Source organism: Rhodopirellula europaea 6C, from assembly GCF_000338295.1.
Classification (GTDB): domain Bacteria; phylum Planctomycetota; class Planctomycetia; order Pirellulales; family Pirellulaceae; genus Rhodopirellula; species Rhodopirellula europaea.
Window position 1 is genome coordinate 1 of the sequence record NZ_ANMO01000269.1, and the last position, 21,106, is coordinate 21,106.

General features: G+C 54.7%; 15 protein-coding genes. 7 read left to right on the top strand and 8 right to left on the bottom strand.

The window, feature by feature from the left end; genetic code table 11:
* Positions 1 to 401: 401 nt before the first annotated feature.
* Positions 402 to 1,082 carry a transposase gene (locus RE6C_RS28250; protein ID WP_039963724.1) on the top strand — a complete coding sequence of 227 codons (681 nt, stop codon included), beginning with the start codon at positions 402 to 404 and terminating at the stop codon, positions 1,080 to 1,082.
* On the opposite strand, the gene RE6C_RS28255 is transcribed toward RE6C_RS28250, so the two are convergent.
* From RE6C_RS28255 to RE6C_RS28275, 5 genes are all read right to left on the bottom strand, one after another.
* On the bottom strand, positions 1,079 to 2,188 hold the full coding sequence (locus RE6C_RS28255; protein ID WP_236618588.1) for a hypothetical protein: 1,110 nt from the start codon (positions 2,186 to 2,188) through the stop codon (positions 1,079 to 1,081). The genes RE6C_RS28250 and RE6C_RS28255 overlap by 4 nt on opposite strands.
* A gap of 551 nt (positions 2,189 to 2,739) precedes the next feature.
* On the bottom strand, positions 2,740 to 4,944 hold the full coding sequence (locus tag RE6C_RS28260) for a sensor histidine kinase (RefSeq protein ID WP_008662296.1): 2,205 nt from the start codon (positions 4,942 to 4,944) through the stop codon (positions 2,740 to 2,742).
* A gap of 93 nt (positions 4,945 to 5,037) precedes the next feature.
* Positions 5,038 to 7,029, bottom strand: a complete 1,992-nt coding sequence (locus tag RE6C_RS28265) for an ABC transporter ATP-binding protein (RefSeq protein WP_008662298.1) — start codon at positions 7,027 to 7,029, stop codon at positions 5,038 to 5,040.
* Positions 7,030 to 7,086: 57 nt separating this feature from the next.
* A complete protein-coding gene (locus RE6C_RS28270) occupies positions 7,087 to 9,114 on the bottom strand; it encodes a vWA domain-containing protein (RefSeq protein ID WP_008662299.1) in 2,028 nt (675 codons plus the stop codon).
* Positions 9,111 to 10,145 carry a DUF58 domain-containing protein gene (locus RE6C_RS28275; RefSeq protein WP_008662302.1) on the bottom strand — a complete coding sequence of 345 codons (1,035 nt, stop codon included), beginning with the start codon at positions 10,143 to 10,145 and terminating at the stop codon, positions 9,111 to 9,113. The genes RE6C_RS28270 and RE6C_RS28275 overlap by 4 nt, the downstream gene beginning before the upstream one ends.
* A 194-nt stretch (positions 10,146 to 10,339) precedes the next feature.
* Between RE6C_RS28275 and RE6C_RS33190 the strand changes: the two genes are divergently transcribed.
* Genes RE6C_RS33190 through RE6C_RS28295 form a run of 5 tightly spaced genes read left to right on the top strand, consistent with a single transcriptional unit; the run spans position 10,340 to position 14,947 of the window.
* Positions 10,340 to 10,909: a VWA domain-containing protein gene (locus RE6C_RS33190; RefSeq protein WP_008662304.1), complete on the top strand. Its 570-nt coding sequence runs from the start codon at positions 10,340 to 10,342 to the stop codon at positions 10,907 to 10,909.
* Positions 10,906 to 11,733 carry a von Willebrand factor type A domain-containing protein gene (locus RE6C_RS33195; protein ID WP_008662305.1) on the top strand — a complete coding sequence of 276 codons (828 nt, stop codon included), beginning with the start codon at positions 10,906 to 10,908 and terminating at the stop codon, positions 11,731 to 11,733. The genes RE6C_RS33190 and RE6C_RS33195 overlap by 4 nt, the downstream gene beginning before the upstream one ends.
* Positions 11,734 to 11,739: 6 nt before the next feature.
* Positions 11,740 to 13,440, top strand: a complete 1,701-nt coding sequence (locus tag RE6C_RS28285; RefSeq protein WP_008662307.1) for an ATP-binding protein — start codon at positions 11,740 to 11,742, stop codon at positions 13,438 to 13,440.
* Positions 13,437 to 14,156, top strand: coding sequence for a response regulator transcription factor (locus RE6C_RS28290; protein ID WP_008662308.1), 720 nt, complete (start codon positions 13,437 to 13,439; stop codon positions 14,154 to 14,156). The genes RE6C_RS28285 and RE6C_RS28290 overlap by 4 nt, the downstream gene beginning before the upstream one ends.
* Positions 14,153 to 14,947, top strand: coding sequence for a methylamine utilization protein (locus RE6C_RS28295; protein ID WP_008662309.1), 795 nt, complete (start codon positions 14,153 to 14,155; stop codon positions 14,945 to 14,947). Before RE6C_RS28290 ends, RE6C_RS28295 begins: the two co-directional genes overlap by 4 nt.
* A 20-nt stretch (positions 14,948 to 14,967) precedes the next feature.
* Here RE6C_RS28295 and RE6C_RS28300 read toward each other — a convergent pair whose 3' ends face one another.
* Positions 14,968 to 15,666, bottom strand: coding sequence for a Uma2 family endonuclease (locus RE6C_RS28300; RefSeq protein ID WP_008662311.1), 699 nt, complete (start codon positions 15,664 to 15,666; stop codon positions 14,968 to 14,970).
* A gap of 124 nt (positions 15,667 to 15,790) precedes the next feature.
* The gene (locus tag RE6C_RS28305) at positions 15,791 to 18,880 is read right to left on the bottom strand and encodes a protein kinase domain-containing protein (RefSeq protein WP_008662313.1); all 3,090 of its coding nucleotides are present in this window, start codon (positions 18,878 to 18,880) and stop codon (positions 15,791 to 15,793) included.
* Between the two features lie 80 nt (positions 18,881 to 18,960).
* On the opposite strand from RE6C_RS28305, the gene RE6C_RS28310 reads away from it, so the two are divergent.
* A complete protein-coding gene (locus tag RE6C_RS28310) occupies positions 18,961 to 19,590 on the top strand; it encodes an RNA polymerase sigma factor (RefSeq protein WP_039963730.1) in 630 nt (209 codons plus the stop codon).
* Between the two features lie 25 nt (positions 19,591 to 19,615).
* Here RE6C_RS28310 and RE6C_RS28315 read toward each other — a convergent pair whose 3' ends face one another.
* The gene (locus RE6C_RS28315) at positions 19,616 to 21,094 is read right to left on the bottom strand and encodes a DUF7133 domain-containing protein (protein WP_008662316.1); all 1,479 of its coding nucleotides are present in this window, start codon (positions 21,092 to 21,094) and stop codon (positions 19,616 to 19,618) included.
* Positions 21,095 to 21,106: the final 12 nt, after the last annotated feature.

Sequence of the window (21,106 nt, forward strand, 5' to 3'; positions counted from 1 at the left end):
TTCACGTGCCGATGTCCTCCTTCAGCGACCAAGAGATCCAACAACTCCGCATGGTCCACGTCCTCAACGGCGGCGAAGTCCGAAGCTACGCCGCCGACTTCATCCGAAAAGCCTAACCGCTCTTCCAAACAAAGTCTCAGCAAAACGATACGTTGTCACCACCGGCACGAACCAGTGAATGCGGGACAACATCGCTGAATTGGTTGGGCCAGTCCCAACGGGATGACACGTCGTTGCCACGGGCGTGAGCCCGTGGAGCAGCAGCAACTCACAACAAGAAAGCCCTGAAGGGGCGACAGACGCTCGGACTCGCGCCCTCGAAAAGGGGACGGGGGTCTTTTCTGCTATCCTGTCACTGAACCAACTGCTCCAAGATCACTTTTTCCCTACAGGTGTGCGTGATGCCTCGACAAAAACGTCTGGATGTGGCCGGCGGGATCTACCATGCGTTGAATCGCGGGAATTCCAAGCAAAAGATTTTCCACAAGCCGGAAGACTACGCGGCCTTCGAGCGTGTGTTGGGCCAAGGACTGGAACGCTACGAAGTGCAAATCTACTCCTACGTCCTGATGCCAAACCACTGGCATCTCGTACTTCGCCCCGACCGCGACGGGCAAATGGGAAAGATGCTGCGTTGGGTCACCGCCACGCACACCCAACGCTATCACGCTCACTACCACACCGCAGGCGAAGGACATCTGTACCAGTCCCGCTTCAAGAGCTTTCCCATCAAAGACGATGAGCACTTCCTGACAGTGTGCCGATATGTGGAACGCAATCCAGTGCGAGCAAATTTGGTCAAACGAGCCGAGTTGTGGCAACACGGTTCATTCCACCGCTGGACAAACCATTCCGACCGAGATCCAAAACTCTTGTCGGCCTGGCCAATCCGTCGCACGGCAAACTGGAGTAAACGCGTCAATCAAGCACTCAGCGAAAAGGAGATCGAGATGATTCGAACGAGCGTCCAGCGAGGCCGCCCCTTCGGCGACATCGACTGGGTCGAAAAACTCGCTGATAAACACGACCTGTGGTCAACACTCCGATCACGAGGAAGGCCCAAGTCGACCAAACGCACTTAATTGCCCGCCGGCTTCTTTTCCTCGCCAGAGTTGACATATTTGACCTCATTGATGCGGTCCAATACGTAGGCGTTGAGAGGAAGCGAGTCTTCAACAATGCCGTCGTCAGCCGCGGGTGCTTGCGAGATACTGAGCAACTTCACTGTTGTGACGCTCGTTCCTGTGCTAATCACCGTCGATGTTGGAAGCCGACCGACTTTATCAAACAACTCATGCGACTTGAAGACAACGCTGTTGCGACCCGAGGATTCAACAGGGCAGAGGCTTCCGTTCGAGAACGAGTATTCCCCCTGGAAATACGCAAGCAGATCGCCAGTCTTGGTGTCGAATACGACATACGTGAACGGTGTCCCACAAAAAAACACAGTCTTCCCATTGAAATCAGCGGTCTCTTCCCATATTCCCGAAGCGCCTGCAATTTCTGCAATCGGTTCTACCATGCCACAGATGCCGTAATCTGACTGAAACCTGTCGGGATAGTACTGGAGCAATGGGTCATCCATCCGTATAGCCTCCTGATACCCTTGAAAAGCAGTTATATCTGCACGCCAAATCACGGAAGGAATCCCAATAGGCTCATTGCAGCGATAGCCTTCACGTTGGAACCTCATCAACCTCTCCCCGTCCGTAGCCATGGTTCCATATAGAGCAGGCTCATCGTTGACATACTTTGTCATTGCAAGAGAGCAGTTTTTTCCATCGTGAAAGGCCTGAAGATGCATGATAGATGGATACTCGCTGAAAGTGACCTTGAACTTGTAGCTTGCTGGCTGAGCTACCTCTCCTCTTTTGGAATGTTCCTCGACCACCTCCGCCCATTTCAAAGGGACGTCTTGCAAGGAAAGATAGAGAGATTGGATACACCCATAATCTTCCGCGTCTAGCTCGGACGAAGTTTCGCTCAAAAAACTGGCGAACTCGTGCAACGAAAATAGCCTTCCAAACTTCTCGGATTCAGTTGCCAACCTCGCCCAGGCGGTCGCTGCCGCTGGCGATACCAAGCCAATTTCCACGCGACGGTCGAGAAGAATTTTCGCTCGCTCAAAACGCTCAGGTATTGAACGGTGTTCTTCAACGGCATAGGAATGATTGCCAACGGTCAACACTGCGAAGAACACGATGACGCATATACCGCAACTGAACCGAAGCCGCCCATTGAAGCCAACGTTGACGCAGCGAACGCATTTCGCCCAAAAATGGTTTGGGAGATTCAAATTGCAGCAAAGCATTTTTTCTTGAGTCTCACAAAGGTGACGTAGGTCAATTTCATCAGTCTGTCGCAGACCCAAACACGACGAGATCAACATGCCTTCAAGCAAGCGTCAGGTCACGGCCGAAGTTGCCTGAGTTTGATTGGGACCGTGCATGGCGGTCGCCGATCGCCAAAACTCACAGTGCCCCAGCGTTCATGACATCATGCGACTTCGGGAACGCAAACGGTTTTGATTGAACGCAAGCACGCAAGGAGCATCACTGTTAACGACCCTAGAGCGAAAGAACCTGGTTCATTGGCACGGCCACGAAGTGGATGCATCGAAGTCGTTTCCGCGGCAAGCTACAGAGACTCGAACGATCACACTACCCAAATCCCCATTGAACCAATCTTTTTCGCCGAACCTTCATCTCCGCAAAGCCGAACCTTTCATTTCGGTCAGACTTATCCTTCAGACTCGGCTGACACAGGTGGCTCGACGCTTTCGAGTGGCATCACGATCTCTCTTGGCCAATGCAGGATAAACCTTGTGCCCTGCCCCAATTCAGATTGCAACTCGATCTTTCCGCCGTAGGTTTCGACGGTCTTTTTAATGATCGACAATCCCATGCCACTCGAGTTTTTCCAGTCCGCATTGGGAGCAACGGTACGAAAGATTTCGAACACCTTTTTCTGAAAACGCGAGGCGATTCCTGGTCCGTCGTCTTCGACAATGAACTGAATCAACTCGCCGTCATCGACCGCCGAAACGCATACTCTCCCGTCTGCGCGGTCATGGTGTTTGATCGCGTTGTTGATCAAGTTCCGCAGACACGTTTCCAGTGGTGCTTTCAGAGTCAATAACGTGGGCAGTTCCCCATCGATGCAAACTTGCATGGCATCTGGCTTTGCCAGCATCCCGAAGATCCTTGTTACCAGCTCATTTGTGTTGACCTGCGTCAATCGATCATGAACTCGCCCGGCGCGAGAATACTGAAGCAGATCATCCAGCAATTGCTCCATCCGGTCGATGCATTGCTTCAACGTTTTCAGGTGTTCCGCACTCTCGACGGGCAGCTCATCACCGGTGTCCTCCATCACCCAATCGGCCAGATGTTTGATGTTTCGCAGCGGGGACCGCAAGTCATGCGAAGCGACATAGGCAAACGCATCCAGATCCCGATTGCTTCGGCTCAACTCGGCGATTTGCTGTCGTATCAACGCATCAACGCGCCGCTGCTCGGTTACATCACGGACGATGATCGCCGCAAGTTGTTGTTCGCCATCATGCCAATAAGAGATCGAAATTCGCGCAGGAAAGGTCGTCTTGTCTTTTCGAATACAAAGCAGTTCGTCGTCTGTTGTTGATGATGAAGCGGACTCATCGGTGCGAAGTGACCCTTCAAACAGACGACTCGCTGAGGTGCCAACCAACTCATTTTCAGAGAACCCAAAGGCATCCATCGTCGACGGATTTCCATAGACCACCTGCCGTGATTGATCCAACAACACGATCGGATCATGAGCGGTGTCGCAGACGGCTTGGAACTGTTTCTGGGCTTTGCGAAACTCGCTGGTCATCTGTTCGGCAATACGTTCCGCTTGCCGCTGTTGACGCCCGATCGATCCAATTACCAAAAACAGCAACACATCCACCAGAAGCCCGATGAACGCGACTGCCAAGCTAATCGCCGATTCGCCACCACTGATAAAATCGGGCTGGGATTCAAAGTGGATTGTCCAATCGCGTCCGCGAAGATGGAGCTGTTTCGTCAGCACAAAATCCGCATCGCCCTCGCTGGCCGGCCTCAACATCGGGAGGTGACTGCTGTAGAGCAAGTTGGCAGTCGACTCGCTCTCACCATCGTAGATTTTGAAATCGATGTCCGGCAGATTCGATTTCCGAATCCCGACCATCAAATCTCGAGTTCGAAACGGCGCGTACACAAAGCCAACAACCGATGCCAATCGTTGATCTTTTCCATCAACCGTTTCGCCGTTTTCAAAGACAGGCAAGTACAGCAGGAAACCTTGCTGGACATCGTCCTCGGTTTCCTGCACCAATTTGACAACGCCTGAAATGGTGGGTTCGCCCGATGCGACCGCCGCGTCCATTGCCGCTCGCCGAGTCGCCTCGGAGTACATATCGAATCCGAAGGCCCGCTGATTCCGCCAATCGAACGGTTCGAGATAAACGATCGCTGTGTAGACATCGCGTTCACCGGCGGGCCGGATGTCAAACTCGGGAAAACCCTCGGCGCGAACGGATTCTACAAAGGCATCTTTTTCATCCGCCTTCACAACCCGACTGAATCCAACTCCTTGAATACCAGGGTAGTACTCCTGGAAACGAGAGTTCTCAAAGTAGGTCCGCCATTCGGCTCGTGAGACGTTGTTGGACGCTTCCATCAATCCAACGCCGCCGCGAAGCACCTGTTCGTATTCCAACATCCGTTGCTCGATCGAGACTTCCATTTCACTCACGCGAAACAGAAAGCGGTCCGACGCTCGATCGCGAATGTACTGGCTCGACAAAAACCAAGCGATGGCTGTCACGGTCAGCGAAATGGCAAGGATGCACCATGCCAATGCGGAACTGCGTGTCACCGCGAAGTCACGCAGGAGATTGATCGTTCGACCAAAAAGCGGTTGTGAGGTCGAATTCGTCATCTGCTATCAAAACACTCGCGACACGTGGAACGCATCGCTGATTGCAAGTCAGGACGCTAACCGCGAATGATAAGCGATCACGCGAGTCCTGTCTCACCGACTGGTTTGCATGCCTTGATCCATTTGCAGCATGACCATGTCCCGATAACGGCCGCCCCGTGCGACCAATTCGTCGTGGGTGCCTATCTCGAGCACTTCCCCGTCTTCCAGAACCACGATTTTGTCAGCGTTCATGATCGTGCTCAATCGGTGAGCGATCACGAACGCGGTTCGGTCCTGCAGCAACTCGCTCAAACTGTGCTGGATGAGACGCTCGCTTTCACTATCCAAGTTGCTGGTCGCTTCATCCAAGATCAAAATTTGAGGGTCGGCCAAGATCGCTCGTGCAATGGCCAAACGTTGACGTTGACCACCTGACAACTTGACGCCGCGTTCTCCGATCACGGTGTCGTATCCCTCGGGGAACTTGCGAATGAACTCATCCGCGGCAGCCGCGTTTGCTGCCGAAATCACGTCCTCGCGAGACGCCCGCCGTCGTGCGTAGGCAATGTTTTCGTGAATGGAACCATCGAACAAAAACACATCCTGTTCCACAATCCCAAGCAGCGATCGATAGCTGGACAACTGAATGTCCCGCAGATCCCGACCGTTGAAACAAATCGCTCCTTCAGCGGGGTCGTAAAACCGAGCGATCAAGTTGGTCAGTGTCGTCTTGCCCGCTCCACTGCGTCCCACCAAAGCAACCGTTTGCCCCGAGGCGACATCGAAACTCACCTCTTTCAGCACCGGCGTCTCGGTTCCCGGATAGCGGAATGTCACGTTCTGAATGGCCAGGTCCCCCACTCGCTGTTTCGAAGGCAACGAGATCGCACCCTCGCGACTGGGCAACTCCTCTTCCACATCCAACACGTCAAGCACGCGATCCAATCCAGCCAGATTGTTCTGGAACGCGACCGCACTGCCCGCGATCGTCGCCAACGGATCCAACAACATTGTCAGGTAGACCAAGAACATCATCAGATCACCAAGCGTCAGATTGCCTTCGATGATTTGATAGCCGCCATAGAGCAGCAAGCCTGTGGAAGCGAGTGGAATCAGCACTTCCCAGATCGTCTCGATGATCCGCATCCACCACCAAGTGAACAACTGTTGTCGAACCAGGAAGTCACCTTCCCGCACGTAGCGACTCGACTCGCTGCGAGATCGCGAAAACGTTCGCACGACGCGAATACCGCCAAAGGTTTCTGTCGCTCCGCTGTCGATCTTCTGCCGTTGCTTGCGCACATCTCGAAACAGAGGACGAATGCGGTTGATGTAGGTGCGGTGCGTCAACCAAACGGTCGGCAACAAAAACATCCCACCCAGCATCAGCTTCCAATCCACCAGCATCAGGATGATCAGACTGCCAATGAACTGAACGATCGCCCGCCAGGGGTTGTAAAGCATGCTGAAGATCAGATCCGCGACGCCGCCTGCATCCTCTCGGATCAGACTGGCCACTCCGCCGCTCTTCATGGAATGCACGTGGTGCAGCGGCAAATGAACGGCGTGATCAAACACGGTCGCTCGGATGGACACTTGCGTTTTGTTGACCGCTTTGGTTGCGATCCAACGGCCCACCAAATTCACCGCGGTTCCGATGGCGGTCAGGACGGTCACCAACAATCCAATCGCGATCAGAACCCTCATTGGCGACGACATCGGGTCGCCCAAAATCTGGCTCAAATTCGGTATCGCGTTCACCCAATCCGGCAGTGGTTTGGGTGGACGAGTCAGCACCGAATCGATTGCTAACTTGGTTCCCAATGGCGGGATCAATCGCAATCCAATGCTGACCGTCAACAACGCCAGAGCCGTCAGAATGGCCCCCCTTTGTCCGGCAATCAGCTTCCAAAAAGCCAGGAACAATTCGCGAAACGATCGCTCGCGAGCCCCGATCTTCTTTCCACCCGGACCACCACCGTGATGATGGCCGCCGCGGCCGCTGGCCAGATCCTTTTCAGTGTCCTGATTCCCTCGGCGATGACGATCACGAACCGCTTGACGATAGGCTTCGAAACGACGGCGGCTGGGCGAACTCGGCATCTAACAACAATGTGCGTGGAAACAAACGACCAATGAAATCATCGGGGTCCGTCAATCCTACGCCAACCGCCGTGTGTAGAACCACCACTCCAATGCCATCAACACCAACACGGCGATCAATAGCGGTCGCCAAAATTCGCGACGCACCTCGATTCCCGCATCGGTCGCCTCCACCGATTCGTACCCCAGCTCAACGGTCGGCTGCGATGCCAATCGACTTTCACGAGCATCGAACAAATTGACCGCAAACCGATCAACCACTTGGTCGGTTTCGGCGGCGATCAGTTGATAATTACCAGGCAGAGACGTCGAAACGATTTCGACCACGCCGCCCGCACCGACGGGTTGCTCGCCCATGGATTCTTTTCTGCCTTGTTCAACCGTTCGCACAACCTCGACCGACTCCAGCACGTTTTCGAGGCGAGCCATCACGGTTTGCCCTGGTTGATAACTCGGTGCCCCTGACGACTGAGCCGCCCCGGCCAGGTTCCTCAAGACATTGAACAAGAACACCGGCCAAGACCGTTCGGCGTACCAGTTGGTGTTGGCTTGCATGTCACCCGATTCGTCTTCGCTGACAAGCGGGAACCCCAGCACCAAATCCTGGTATCCATCGCGAGAAGCAATCGCCATCACCGGACCGACGTCCGATTCCACCAAGGTCAGTGATCCCGATGGTCCTTCCACGGCTCGGCCGGAAAACACCAGCAACGAATACAGCTCCAAATACCGAAGCACCGGATGCGTTCGGTCGATGTCAATCAACGTCAACGCGCCTGACTCGGTTTTCCACTTCCAATCGTCGCTGGGCAATTCCCCCATGGTGAACGTGTTGGTCGGAGGAGAATCCTTGGGTCGGCATCGATCGTAAACAATCAAATCGTCGCGTCCCGATGTCACTCGTTTTTCATACGCCTCGGTTTCCATGTAGTCAGGCGTCACAAATTCGCAAGCCGCGATCTGCTGGCACTTCGGCGTTGTCAGGCCCAGCTCGAGCGCTCGGTTGCCGGGCGTTACAACCAACACCGAAACCAGCCCCGCGGGAGTCAACGCCGCGAAAGCTTCGTTGTCGATCTTCAAATCGTCTTCGCTGTCAAGCTGCAACCGCAACGCAACCGCATCGGAAGATTCAATCGTGAACGACAATCCGGTTTGCGCCTCCGGTTCCAAATCCACCGAGGCCGCATCCACCAAGTTTTGATCAATGTACAAAGATGCTTCTGTGGACTCGTCTGACGTGCCCGTGTTCAGAACGGTCGCGAAAACCTGGATCTGATCGGGGTTCTGCAAATCACGCTGAGCCGAGAACGAGACGATCGCCAAGTTGCGGACTGCATCGGATCCAATTGCAACATAGGTTGGTTGCAAGTTTCCCAAACTGAACTGCGTCACATCGCCAAAGTTGCCGTCGCTATACAGCATCAGTTCCGCGGGCATCGCGTCAGCGACTTGCACATCGTTGACGTCGCCAATTTCGCTGGTCCGACGCGGGTTGGCCAATCCGTCCGCCGCTCGCAGTGCTCCCAGAATATCCGTTGGTCGATTCGTGACTTCACACCGATCCAGTGCATCACGCAGACGATTGCGATCCGACGTGAACGCCTGCATCACTTCGGCTCGATCGCTGAATGTCACCAGCATCGCCGACTCAGAATCCGTCATCGTGTCAATGCGATCGCCGATTTGCCGGCGAGCTTCTTCAAACCGACTGCGACCGCTCCCCCCTGCCCCATCGGCGTCTTCCGCCGGTGCTTGCATGCTGGCGGACGTATCCAGCAGGAACACCATCCGGCCCAGCGAATTCGCTTCGCCTCGCATGCCTGGCCGGAACAAGGCAAGCGCCGCCAACAGCACCGCCAACAATTGCAGCAACAACAACAGGCTGTTGCGAAGCCGTTGCAGCAAACTATTGACGTGCAGATCCTCGATCGTTCGAGACCACAAATACGTGCTCGGCACTTCAACCGGCTCACGTCGCAGCTTCAAAAAGTAAAGCAGTACGATGCCCACTGGCACGCACGCCAACACCACCCACGGCAACACTCCCGACAAAGCCGGAATCCAACTCATTCCACCACCGTTCATCGCACGACCCCACGAGTTCGCAGGTACTTCGTGATCACCGTTTCAATCGGCGTGTCGGTTGGAACCATCACGTGCACAATCGATCGCTTGGCACAGTACTGCCGAATTTGATTGAGGAATGCCTTGAGGTTGGCTTGGTACTTGTCCAACACAAATTGATTGACGGTGATCTCGGCCGCATCGCCGTCCTCGACATCAATCAACCGTCGGTCACCTCGCAGCGGAGGATCAATTTCTTCTTGTGACAGAACCTGCAACACAAACACATCCATTTGCCGACCGATCAACATCCGCAGTGCTGATTCGTAACCGGCTTTGTCCATCATGTCGGTGATCAGCACGACCACGCCGCTGCCGCCACCTCGCATCACAAAGTCCTTGACTCCATCGTGCAGCGAAACATTTTCGCCACCCGACAAACCATCCAAGTAGTTCAACATTTTCCAGAACGAACCACGCGATCGTAGCACCGGTGCATGCTGACCTTCCGCACCCATGGCTCGAACACAAACACGGTCACCATGACAAAGCCCCACGTATCCGAGCGCGGCCGCGAGTTGCTTGGCGACACGCAGCTTGTTCGGCGTTCCAAAGTTCATCGACGCGCTGGTGTCGATCAAGGCATGGAAGTGCAGGTCCTCTTCTTCTTGGAACAGTTTCAAAAACAACTGATCCAGCCGAGCGTACAAATTCCAATCGATCAACCGAAGATCGTCTCCCGGCACGTAGTTCCGAAAGTCAGCGAACTCGACGCTTTGACCTTTTCGACGGCTGAGCCGCTCGCCTTTCATCCGCCCGCGAAAGATCTTTCGCGAAACGAGCTCCAAACGTTCCAGTCGCCCCAACAAGGCAGGAGTCAGCAACGGCCCGGACGCTTGCCGCTTGGCATCGGTCGGGGTGCTGACGGCGGGAGTCGGATCGGTCGTCGACGAAGCGGGTGCGTTGCTCATGGGTTGCAGTTTACCTGATTCACGCGCCGGTGGAGCACGCCACCGCACCTCAACTGTCTCTTCGTCGAGATCAGAAATCATTAGAAAAGCGATGACGGACGGTCCGATCGGAGGGGATTTCCCCGGCGAAACAGCGAGAATTCATTGGATGACATTTCTTTTACAATTGACTGACACCCATTCGAACTTTTGGGCGACCGATTTTCGTTCAATGAGTGACGTCCGAGCCATGTCCGGCTCGATCGCTAGTCCACTCTTGTCCCAGGAGCCTTCCGATGCGTTTCTCATTGTTGATGTTACTTGTCGCCGCCATGACGGTCTCACCGCTTCACCAAGCGAGTGCCGAACAAGTCAAATTGGATGTCCGCTTGGTTCACCCCGTGATGAAAGCGGGTGAGAAACAAACGAACCATTTGCGAATCGCTCTGACTGGTTTTGAGCTGAAATCCGCGGAAGAACGACCACCCGTCAACGTCTGCTTGGTACTGGACCACAGCGGTTCAATGAGCGGACAAAAGCTCGCGCGAGCCAAAGAAGCTGCCGAAGCCGCGATCGATCGGCTGAGCAATGACGACATCGTTTCAGTCGTTCTGTATGACAGCAATGTCACCGTCTTGGTCCCCGCCACCAAAGCCACCGACCGAGCATCGATCAACAAAAAATTCGCGGGATCCAAGCGGGCAGCTCCACCGCCTTGTTCGCCGGAGTCAGCAAGGGTGCCGCGGAAGTTCGTAAGTTCTTGGCCGACGAACAAGTCAACCGAGTCATCCTGCTTTCGGACGGCTTGGCCAACGTGGGTCCCAAAAGCCCACAAGAACTGGAAGGGTTGGGACGTTCGCTCATGAAAGAGGCGATTAGCGTTAGCACGCTTGGACTGGGTTCAGGTTACAACGAAGACTTGATGGTCGCGCTCGCATCAGTGGGCGGTGGTAACCACGCCTTCATCGAAGATGCTGACAGTTTGGTGGCGGTCTTCAACCAAGAGTTCGACGGTTTGCTTAGCGTCGTTGCGAACGAATTCGAAATCGTGGTCAAACTGGATGAGTCCGTCCGTCCCGTTCGCATGATCGGCAGCGAAGGAGACATCGAAGGCCAAACGATTCGCATTCCGCTGGCCCAACTTTACGCGAACCAAGAACGCTACTTCATCGTCGAAACCGAAGTTTCACCCGGCACGGAAGACTCCACCCGAGACCTGGCAGAAGTCACGGTGCGGTATCGCAACTTGCAAACAGAAACCAAAGAGAAGCTCACCAGCAGCATTCAGGTCCGCTTCAGCGACGAAGAGAAGATCGTCGAAGAGGCCAAAGACATGGAGGTTTACGCCTACTGCAGTTTGCAAATCACTACCGAACTCAATCGCGAAGCCACCGCGCTGCGGGATGCGGGCCAAGTCAAGGAAGCACAATCGTTGCTGAATCAAAATGCGGCCTCTCTCAACAAGCTCTACTTTGAGTGTGAAGCCAAAGGCGTGAACAGCGTGCTGCCCGAACTGAAATTGGCAGAAGAAAGCAACGAAATGCAAGCCGAAGCGATTGTCGATCGTTCCAAGTGGAATTCAACTCGCAAGAGCATGCGACAGTTGCAAAATGCAGTACAAAGTCAACAACCCTATTCGGTTGATGTGCCCAGCCTCTCGTCTTCCCCGTCCTCCGCCTCTGGCAAGTGATCGCTTTTGCTTCTCCGTCACGTTCTCGCATTGCTGTTGCTCATCGTTTCGCCGCTGATCCTGATCGGCTGGTTTGGAACCGCCACGCTCGCGCGGCAACAACAGCAGCAACGTGACCAACTGCAGGAACTCTTCGCTGGGCGACTTCGGGACTTGAGTTCCAACTTGCGTCCCATCGCCCAGCGATATGAAACCGATCTGGGCGACCAACTTCGCGAAGCCAAGCGTGATCTGAATCGCCTGGCGGAACTCCGCCGCTCAACACCAATCGTTCGCTCGGTCTTGTTGGTCGATCGCGATGGGCGTTTGATCTACCCTCGCAAACCTGTTGTCGACGCAACGTCGGAAACGTTGTGGTATGCCGCTCTCAGCGAACTGGCTCGCGGACGACCAATCGGAGAACCAGACGAGGCTCTTGGTCTCAACAGCGATTCCCGATCGTTGCCATCGATCAAAGGATCCATTCCCCGGACACGGATCCTTCAGCTGTCGAAGACATCTTCATCGAACACCGCGTCGAACACACTGACGAACACCGGTACTCGCTGGCAAAGCTGGTTCCACGAAGACGGTTTACAACTTGTGCTGTGGTTGCCACGATCCGACCAAACCGCCACAGGGGTCGTTCTGGAACGAGGGCGATGGATGGCCGACCTTGTCGAAGCCTTGCCCGCCTCGTCTTCGGACAAATCCGGTCGTTACGAACTGCGAGACAGCACCGATCGAACGGTGTACCGCTGGGGCGACTCCAGTGAAACAATCGCCCCAATCCAACCGCTTGCCACCGTTCGAATGGAAGCACCATGGAACGGATGGCGTTTGATCTACACGCCGTCCACTGACGCGTCGCCGGGATGGCTAGCCGATGGAACCGTTCCATTGCTGGCAACCTTGTTAGCTCTCGCAACCACGTTGTTGTTGCTGGGAGCGTATGTGATGACAACGATCCGGCGTCAAATGGCTTTGGCTCAACAACGTGTTAGTTTCGCCAGCCATGTGTCGCACGAGTTGCGAACTCCGTTGACCAACATTCGCCTGTACGCTGAACTCGCCAAACGCGATCTGGACTCGGAAACGACGTCATCATCAGATAAGCCCAACCAACGTGGGCGGTTGCTGGAACGTTTGGATGTGATCGAAGAGGAGAGTCAGCGTCTTTCTCGTTTGGTCACAGGCGTCCTCGACATGGTTTCGGGAAAAGGCAAACTACGTCCGACAATCGAAGCCCCCGATCAAATCATCCGCCGCGTCGTGGAAAGTTTTGCTCCCGCTTTCGAGAGTCTCGAGATCAAAACGAATCTGAAGCTCAACGCCAACGAAGCAATCCCGATCGACACCGATGTGATCGAACTGGTCCTGGTGAACCTGCTCAGCAACGTCGAAAAATACGCAGCCTCTGGAAAGCGAGCCACACTGACCAGCGCCCAAACAGCGACCCTGATCACCATCGACGTGATCGACGAGGGTCCAGGGATCACCAAGTCGGAAGCGAAACGCATCTTCGAACCCTTCGAACGACTTGACGATTCCTTGTCCGCACCAGCGGGAACAGGTCTGGGACTGGCGATCGCCCGCAACGCGGCCCGTCGGCACGGTGGCGAACTGATGTGGGTTCCTTCCGAGCGTGGTTCGCATTTTCGCTTCACCTTGCAACCGGTGCCCTTTACTGAACATCGTCCCTCAGCATCCCAAACGAAACGACCATGACCCGGATTCTGATCGCGGAAGATGACCGCCACACCCGCGCGGCGCTGGAAGAACTACTCCAAGCCGAAGGCTACGACGTGGCCACGGTTGGCGATGGACTGTCCGCATCCAAGATGATGGAGTCAAAGAAGTTTGATTTGGTCTGTTTGGACGTGATGATGCCAATGAAAAGCGGCTATGACGTCTGCCGACTCTTGCGAGCCAACGACAAACAAACGCCCGTCATCTTCATCACCGCCAAAGGGGAAGAGATCGATAAAGTGGTTGGTTTTGAGCTGGGTGCAGACGACTACATCAGCAAGCCATTTGGGTCCCACGAAGTCATCGCCCGTGTCAAAGCGGTCCTCAGACGCTGCCAACCAGAAACGAGTTCAGCACCGGACTCGAAAGACCCCACCGCCCATCTCGCCTTCAACATGGATGACTTGCAAATCACTCCCGCCAAACTGCGAGCGACCCGCGGCGATACAGTGATTGAACTCACCGCTCGCGAACTACAGATCCTGATTCTGTTGCATGATGCCGACGGCGACGTGGTGCATCGCCAAACGCTCTTCCAAGAATGCTGGGGGCAGAACCGAGTCCCCAACAGCCGAACCGTCGACCAAACGGTCAGCCAACTTCGCAAGCGAATTGAGATCGATCCCAAACACCCCCGAATCATCCAAACTGTCTACGGCATCGGTTACCGATGCGAATGCGAACCTCGCACATGAAAACACTCATCCTTTCGATGGCTTGCCTTCTCATCTGCCGCTGTGCTTCCGTTCATGCTGCTGACCTGCGATTGCAATTCTTGTTCGATGGTCCAGCCCCCGTTCCCAAACCGCTCGATGTCGACCGGGACAAAGCGGTGTGCGGTCAATTGAATTTGCTCGATGAGCGTCTGCTGGTGGACCAGGAAACAAAAGGCATTCAGAATGTGATGGTGTACCTCTACACCGGGCGTGGAGGAACGCAATTGCCTGCATCCATCCCGACCAAGCAGACTCGAATACTGCGAGCGAGAGAATGCCGTTTTGAACCGCGTGTGGTTCTTGCTCAAAGCGGAGACAAATTGGTCTTCGATGTGTCAGAGGCCAAGGTTGGTCACAACATTAATGTTAATTTCTTCCACAACATGCCATCTGGACTCTCTCTTCCATCCGGCAGTAATCGCGACTTTGCATTACGACAGGCAGAGCCCGCACCACTGCCGATTGACTGCAACATTCACCCTTGGATGCGAGCTTGGCTGGTCGTTCTCGATCACCCCTACGCTGCCGTCAGCGACGCGCAAGGACGGATTGAAATCAAGGGTCTTCCCGAGAACCAGGAACTCACTTTTCGCGTCTTCCATGAAGACGCCCGCCACCTGACCAACATCACGATCGATGGCAACGTTCAACAGTGGGACCGCAATCGATTCAAGATCACCTTGGTCAAAGGCACCAACGACCTGGGTCAGGTGAAGCTTTCACCCGAGAACTTTGCGAGCATTCAAACAGCAGGATCAACCGGACAATGACAACCAGGAATGCTGCTCAATCAACCGTTTGTGACGGTAGGATTCTCGTCCGCATCGGGACCATCCAAAACTGCGAACACCTCCGCCAAGCTGATCTTCAGCCCGGGCAGAACCTCACCACCATCGAGTGATTCCGTTTCGCCACGCACCGAAGACTGCGTCGCCGAAGTGAAGATGGCAACGGACCTTCGAATGGGATCCACTGTCCAAACCAACCGGACGCCAGCGTGAAAATATTCGCGACGCTTGCGAGCCATTTCCGCCCGAGTGTTCCCCGGACTGAGAACCTCCACCACCAAATCAGGAACAATTCGGGGAAACGCCTCCTCCGGCAATTGTCCGCCCGGCAGTCGGTCCCAGGACAAAAAAGCTACGTCAGGACCGCGAATCAGATCGGGAAAAAGGGTCACAAAACCATCCGGCCCCGAGACGATGCCCAGCTTGTGTTGCCTCGCAAATGCACTCAAGAATTCGATCAACACAGCCGCCAGCAGTGATTCTTTGAACCCCATCTGCTTCTCCACCAATTGGCCATCGACGAGTTCGCACATCACGCCCTGAGCATGAAGGATGGCAAGATCCTCTGCTGTGGCGGGCCTGGACGCTTCAACCACCCGCAATCGATCGGGCGAAATGCCTCCCAGGTCCGTCAGCGTGTCAGCGACACTGAGAGGCAAAGCCGCATTCGCGGTGGCGTTGGGAAGACTGGGAATTTGCATAGTCACATTCTAACTCAAATCGAACGGTGATCTCAAACGAAAGGCCCTGCCTGATCCAGCAGACTCCGTTGAACTCGCCACGCCCAACGGCGACTCGCAGAAGACACGACCGATTGAAGCCAATTCAAGGTTCAATGCGTTCACCACCGTCCCGTGTGATCAAAGCCTTCAGTTTTTCTTCGTCCACCGGATCCATCGTCCTCACGGATCCATCGGCCATCAGATACCGAAGAACGGCATCATCAGCAAACTTCGGCAACTCACTGAGATCTTGCGGCTTCGTCCAAGGAACCGCCGATTCCGTTTCCAAAATCAGCAACGTGTTGGACGTCCCGTCTCGGATGTCTCTGAATTTGACACCATCGTCGATGCCCAATGCACTGCCACCATCGGCGATGCCTTGATAGTTGGCATGCCCAACGGGTTGGTCTTCCGGTGCATCCGGACGGCGATAGATGGAAGGCATCTTCGGCAGCAACTTCAAGTTCGCTTCACTGTCCCACGGTTCGTCAAACCGATACTGCTCGAATAGCTTCTGTTGCTCAATGAAAGGCAGAATCGCCACTCGCCAAGAAAATGGCTTCAACTCGGATTCGTCGTTGATTCCAATCGCTCCCTCTCTCGCCATCGATGCCGAGCCAGGAAACTTTCGATAAGCCGACGCAAAGTTGTGAAAGCCGATCCCCATCTGCTTCAATTGATTGGTGGACTGGACATCGCGTTCAGCTGCCTGAATCTTGCCAACCTCTTTGACAACAGCTTCCATCCCCATCGTCTTTGCAGTCATGAGCAAACCCACGGGAGAAAGGACATCTCCCAGGGGATAAGAACCTCTCTCCTGAGATTGTTGCCGCTGTAGCACGGACCTAAACCGGCGAGACAAAGAGATAACTTCATCGCGGTCAGTTGGAAAATCACCCAGTCGCTCAACGATGAAGGCCCCCTTGCCCGCATCGAGTCCCAGAACTTTCGAATTTGCCGAAACTGAGCGTTTTGACTCGAACTCCAATCGATCACCAATGAGAAAACGGTAAACCAACAACTGCGGAGCAGACTTCTTCGGGATCAGGTTCGTAAAAAGAATTTCTCTCAAATTACCATCGCCGGAAGTCCTCGCGGCAATATGCCCCGCCATTCGAATTGACACATCTTCAACCACATAAAAGTCCCAACCATCAAACGCAAGCAGCGTGGCATCTGATCGGCCAGAAAGTCGCCAAACACCCTGGAGTCGTTCAAAATCTGTTTTCGCTTGCGTTGCTTTCTCTCGTTTTGAAAGCGGTGCAACCAATCCGCTGTCCAGAGCATTCATCAAGAAGCTGACTTCTTCTTTGGTGAACCGACCTGTGATCGCAATGTCACGGCCCACTTCTGCCATGATCGTCGGTGTCATTCGGATTTTGCCATTGACGATGATTGCCAACTTTCGTCGCATGTTGTTACGGGTGAGTTCGCGCAGCGATTCCCCAGCAGCCTCGCTCAGTCGAAGCTCGATCTGCTCATTGCCTTTTGCTTGAGCCATCTCGATCTGCTCGCGAAGCTTGTCTTGAGTGATTGCCAGCGAACCAGACTCACGGACCAAATGCAACGCTTGCCCATTCATGTGGAAAGGCGAAGAAAGCTCAAAATCTGGGTCGGTCGCATACCATCGAAACCCATCTCGGATGAGATCGAAGTCCTCCGGAAGCCCCTCATATTTCGAGCCGTATTCCCGCGTCTCTTCTTCGGTTGCCAAGATCGCGAATTTTAGAAACGCTTCTTCACGCTGGTCTTCGGAAGTGGCAACCGCCGGCGATGCGATGTTTTCAGATGGTATGTCTGGCGATGCATTGGGGACGACGCTGACTTCGCTTCCATCAGGTGCATTCACGGTCACGACCGAACCGTCGGGCATTTTGATGCGGATCAACAAGCCACTCATCAATCCAATGAACAGCCCCAAGAAACCGGCGGCGATCGCCGCGGTGATGGGCACCGTTCGTGGCTGCCAACTTTGTGTGTGGGACAAAACCTTGGTTTCTGGATGGCTGGCGGGTGCACGCTGGGGAGTGACAGTTTCAGCTCGAGCGATCAAGCCAGCCAGATTCGCGTCACTCGCAAATCGCTTCAGCTTTTCAGCGACCTGCATCGGCGTTTGTGGTCGCGATGTTGGGTCTTTGTCGAACATCGATGCAACCAACTTGATCAACCCAGCGGGTGCATCGGGCAAGAAATCGCTGAGCACCGGTGGTGGCGAGGAAACATGAGCGGTCATCTTGGCAAACGCGGTCGTGCATTGCGGTCCAGCAAACGGGGCATGCCCGGTCAGTAACTTAAACAAAGTGCAACCAAGCGAATAAATGTCGGCGCGAACGTCGACGCCACGACTGTCCGTGACCTGTTCGGGGGCGATGTAATCCGCCGTCCCCATCGCTTGTCCGGTGCCGGTCAAACCAGATGTTTCGTGACGAGGTTCCTGCAAACGAGCCAATCCCAGATCCAACAACTTCACTTCGCCGGAATGGCCCAGCATGATGTTGGATGGTTTGACGTCGCGGTGAACGAAACCTTGGTCGCTGGTGTATTGCAGTGCGACGGCCACTTGGCGAATCAAATCACAAGCGTCCGCAATCTCGATCGGCCCGATTCGCGAAACCAACTGAGCCAAATCCATTCCGTCAATGAATTCGGTGATCAAAACCGCTGTGCCATCGATTTCACGTGCGTCATGGGCCGTGACGATCCCAGGGTGACTCAACTGTCCCACGGCCCGCATCTCAGCCTCAAATCGCTCCTTCATTTTGGCATCTGCGAGACGATGCCCGGCCAAGACCTTGAGCGCGACCAGGCGGCCCAGTTTGGTATGACGAGCCAGATAAACATTGCCCATCCCACCACGGCCCAGCGGGCGAACGATCTCATATTCACCAATCGAGACCGGAAAACCCGGCATTTCCGAGACGGTGGGTGACTGCTGGCCAATTCCGATCGCACCCAAAGCAGCGATCACGGCCACGTCGCATTGTGGCTCGTGAATCCATTCCGAAGCGTCGTCAGGCGATCGAATGGCTTGGATCAAAGAGTCCTCGCCATCGCCGATCGTTTCCAATTCGGATTGGCAAACTTCACAATCACGAAGGTGGTCCAGCATCGAGTCGCTGTCTTCTTCGGCCAATCGGCCCAGCGTCAAATCCTTCAATCGTTCGATCGACGGGCATTCAGTTGCGGTCATCATTGGTGTCCTCCGGGATAGTTAAGGTAACGCACCAGGATGAACGCAGGCGTCTGACACCATTTACTGATAAAATCTTTTTCATGAGCCACGCGTCGCCCTCGAACGAACATCCCACCCTGTCATCGATGCTGATTTCCGGCGTCAAACAGATGGATGCCGAAAGTTGGACCCGTTTGGTTGGCACCTTCGGGCCGATCGTCTACCGCTGGTGCCGAACCTCAGGAATTCCTGCGTCCGATGCACCCGATGTGGTGCAAGAAGTCTTTGCATCCGTGGCCCGAGGCATTGGCGACTTTCAAAGAAAGAAACGCGAAGGCAGCTTTCGTTCTTGGTTGGCCACGATCACACGCAATCGCGTTCGTGATCACTTTCGAAGGCTTAACAAACTCGCTGAGGCTGATGGACGAGCGATCGGGGGCAGCGAAGCGCTCGATCAATTGCATCAAATCGGTGAGCAAGAAATTGTCGACACGCTGGATTCCACCATTTGCCCCGCGTCAATCGAAAGCCCACTGATTCGCCAAGTCATGGCGTCGGTCGAATCCGAATTTGAAACCATGACCTGGCAAGCGTTCTGGGCCACCACCGTCGATCAGCAACCTGCATCAACGGTCGCAGACAAGTTGGGCCTTTCCGTGGCCAGCGTTTACCAAGCGAAGTCGCGAGTGCTTCGCCGACTTCGCAAACGGATGGCGGAGCTGCCGGAATAGACCGACGGGAAGTCATTGCCCTGAATCAGTTGGCCTCGTTGATCTTGTTCAGGGTGTAGTACGCCTGAGGGTGCAAGAGCGGGTTGCCGACTTGGTTGCGGACACCATTGGAATGAAGCTCGTGAACATGACCGAGTTGCAATCCGTCGATCACCAATCGCACGTGCATTCCGTCCTCCGAAACAGTAGCCGATGTGATCGTGGGCTTGGTTGGATCCACCTCTGGACTGCCGTACTGCGAACGGTACTCATACGTGTAAGTCTCGATCTCATAGCCAGCCAAATCGGTCGCCGTTGCCGCATCAACAGGCTGAGTGAATTCCAGATCGAAACCATCTGCCGTTGACTTCATGTGCTTGATTTCAAACGGAATTTCTCCGGTCCAATCCATCCGTTCGACCGCGAATGGTCGCGGCCCGGTTGATCCCCAACCACGGTTGGTCCCGCCAACAAACATCGATCCGTTGGGAGCCATCTCCATCCCGACATTGCCTGAGGCAAACCCTCGTCGGAAAGGAAAACAAACGCCCTGCCAGACGCCATCGACTTCTTCTAGGTCGACTCGCATGACCGTGCTCTGCGACTGATCGCTCACGAACAATTGGTTTTCAAACGGTCCAAATTTGCCACCTGACTGATCGCAAACGATGCCTGATGCACTCTTTCCCATCTTGTTGTAGGGGAACATGACCACCGTCGGGACCAGTTCTGGGATCTTGGCCGCTTCGGTCAAGATGCGACTGCCGCTTTCAGGCTCTTGAGGACGCTTGCCCATGTTCGGTGCATCGTCATACCAATCCCAACCGCCGGGATGGCCCATGAACTTGCCTTCCCGCAGCACTTTTAGACCACACGTTCCGTTCCAAGGACCTTGGTTGTCGGTGTAGAAAACATTGCCGTTCGAATCGGTCCCCATCCCACCGGGCGAGCGCACGCCGCTGGAATACGGAATGGTTTGGCCGTCCGAAGTGACCTTCATCGCCCAACCCCGAAACGGAACTTTGCTGCTGAACGACCCGGTCAAACACAACGTGATCAGCATGTCACCGTTGGCATCGAGTTTCGATCCAAACGCGTACTCGTGGTAGTCACCCGACACGCCCCATCCGTCGGCATGCGTTTGAAAAACATCCGCCGCACCATCGCCATCGGTGTCTTTCAATCGGGTGATCTCGGGACGCTGAGTCGCGATCAACCATCCGTCTTGTTCGGCCAAGCTGAGTGGTTCATGCAGCCCGCGAGCGAACACGCTGAATTGATCCGCGGTCACTTTTTCAGCGAGTGGATTCTCAATCATGAAGATGTCACCGCGGCGGGAACACACCGCTAATCGACCGTCTTCCATCCATTCAAAGCCGCACGCTTCGATGACCTCGCCCTCCGGTGTTTCGAAGGTCGTGATCGTGTAGTAGTCGCTTTCCTTCGGTTGATCCGCCTGGGTCGCTGAGACAAAGCTCAACAGCAAAACCAAGCTGGCCAAAAATCGAATTCGCATGAAGTTCATCGTTCAGGTAAT

Bases quoted from the DNA above. Each gene is read 5' to 3' on its own strand.
- RE6C_RS28275 (WP_008662302.1), bottom strand. From the start codon at position 10,145: ATGATTTCTGATCTCGACGAAGAGACAGTTGAGGTGCGGTGGCGTGCT.
- RE6C_RS33195 (WP_008662305.1), top strand. From the start codon at position 10,906: ATGAAAGAGGCGATTAGCGTTAGCACGCTTGGACTGGGTTCAGGTTAC.
- RE6C_RS28265 (WP_008662298.1), bottom strand. From the start codon at position 7,029: ATGCCGAGTTCGCCCAGCCGCCGTCGTTTCGAAGCCTATCGTCAAGCG.
- RE6C_RS28300 (WP_008662311.1), bottom strand. From the start codon at position 15,666: ATGCAAATTCCCAGTCTTCCCAACGCCACCGCGAATGCGGCTTTGCCT.
- RE6C_RS28305 (WP_008662313.1), bottom strand. From the start codon at position 18,880: ATGATGACCGCAACTGAATGCCCGTCGATCGAACGATTGAAGGATTTG.
- RE6C_RS28310 (WP_039963730.1), top strand. From the start codon at position 18,961: ATGAGCCACGCGTCGCCCTCGAACGAACATCCCACCCTGTCATCGATG.
- RE6C_RS28250 (WP_039963724.1), top strand. From the start codon at position 402: ATGCCTCGACAAAAACGTCTGGATGTGGCCGGCGGGATCTACCATGCG.
- RE6C_RS28290 (WP_008662308.1), top strand. From the start codon at position 13,437: ATGACCCGGATTCTGATCGCGGAAGATGACCGCCACACCCGCGCGGCG.
- RE6C_RS28315 (WP_008662316.1), bottom strand. From the start codon at position 21,094: ATGAACTTCATGCGAATTCGATTTTTGGCCAGCTTGGTTTTGCTGTTG.
- RE6C_RS28295 (WP_008662309.1), top strand. From the start codon at position 14,153: ATGAAAACACTCATCCTTTCGATGGCTTGCCTTCTCATCTGCCGCTGT.
- RE6C_RS28270 (WP_008662299.1), bottom strand. From the start codon at position 9,114: ATGAACGGTGGTGGAATGAGTTGGATTCCGGCTTTGTCGGGAGTGTTG.
- RE6C_RS28260 (WP_008662296.1), bottom strand. From the start codon at position 4,944: ATGACGAATTCGACCTCACAACCGCTTTTTGGTCGAACGATCAATCTC.
- RE6C_RS33190 (WP_008662304.1), top strand. From the start codon at position 10,340: ATGCGTTTCTCATTGTTGATGTTACTTGTCGCCGCCATGACGGTCTCA.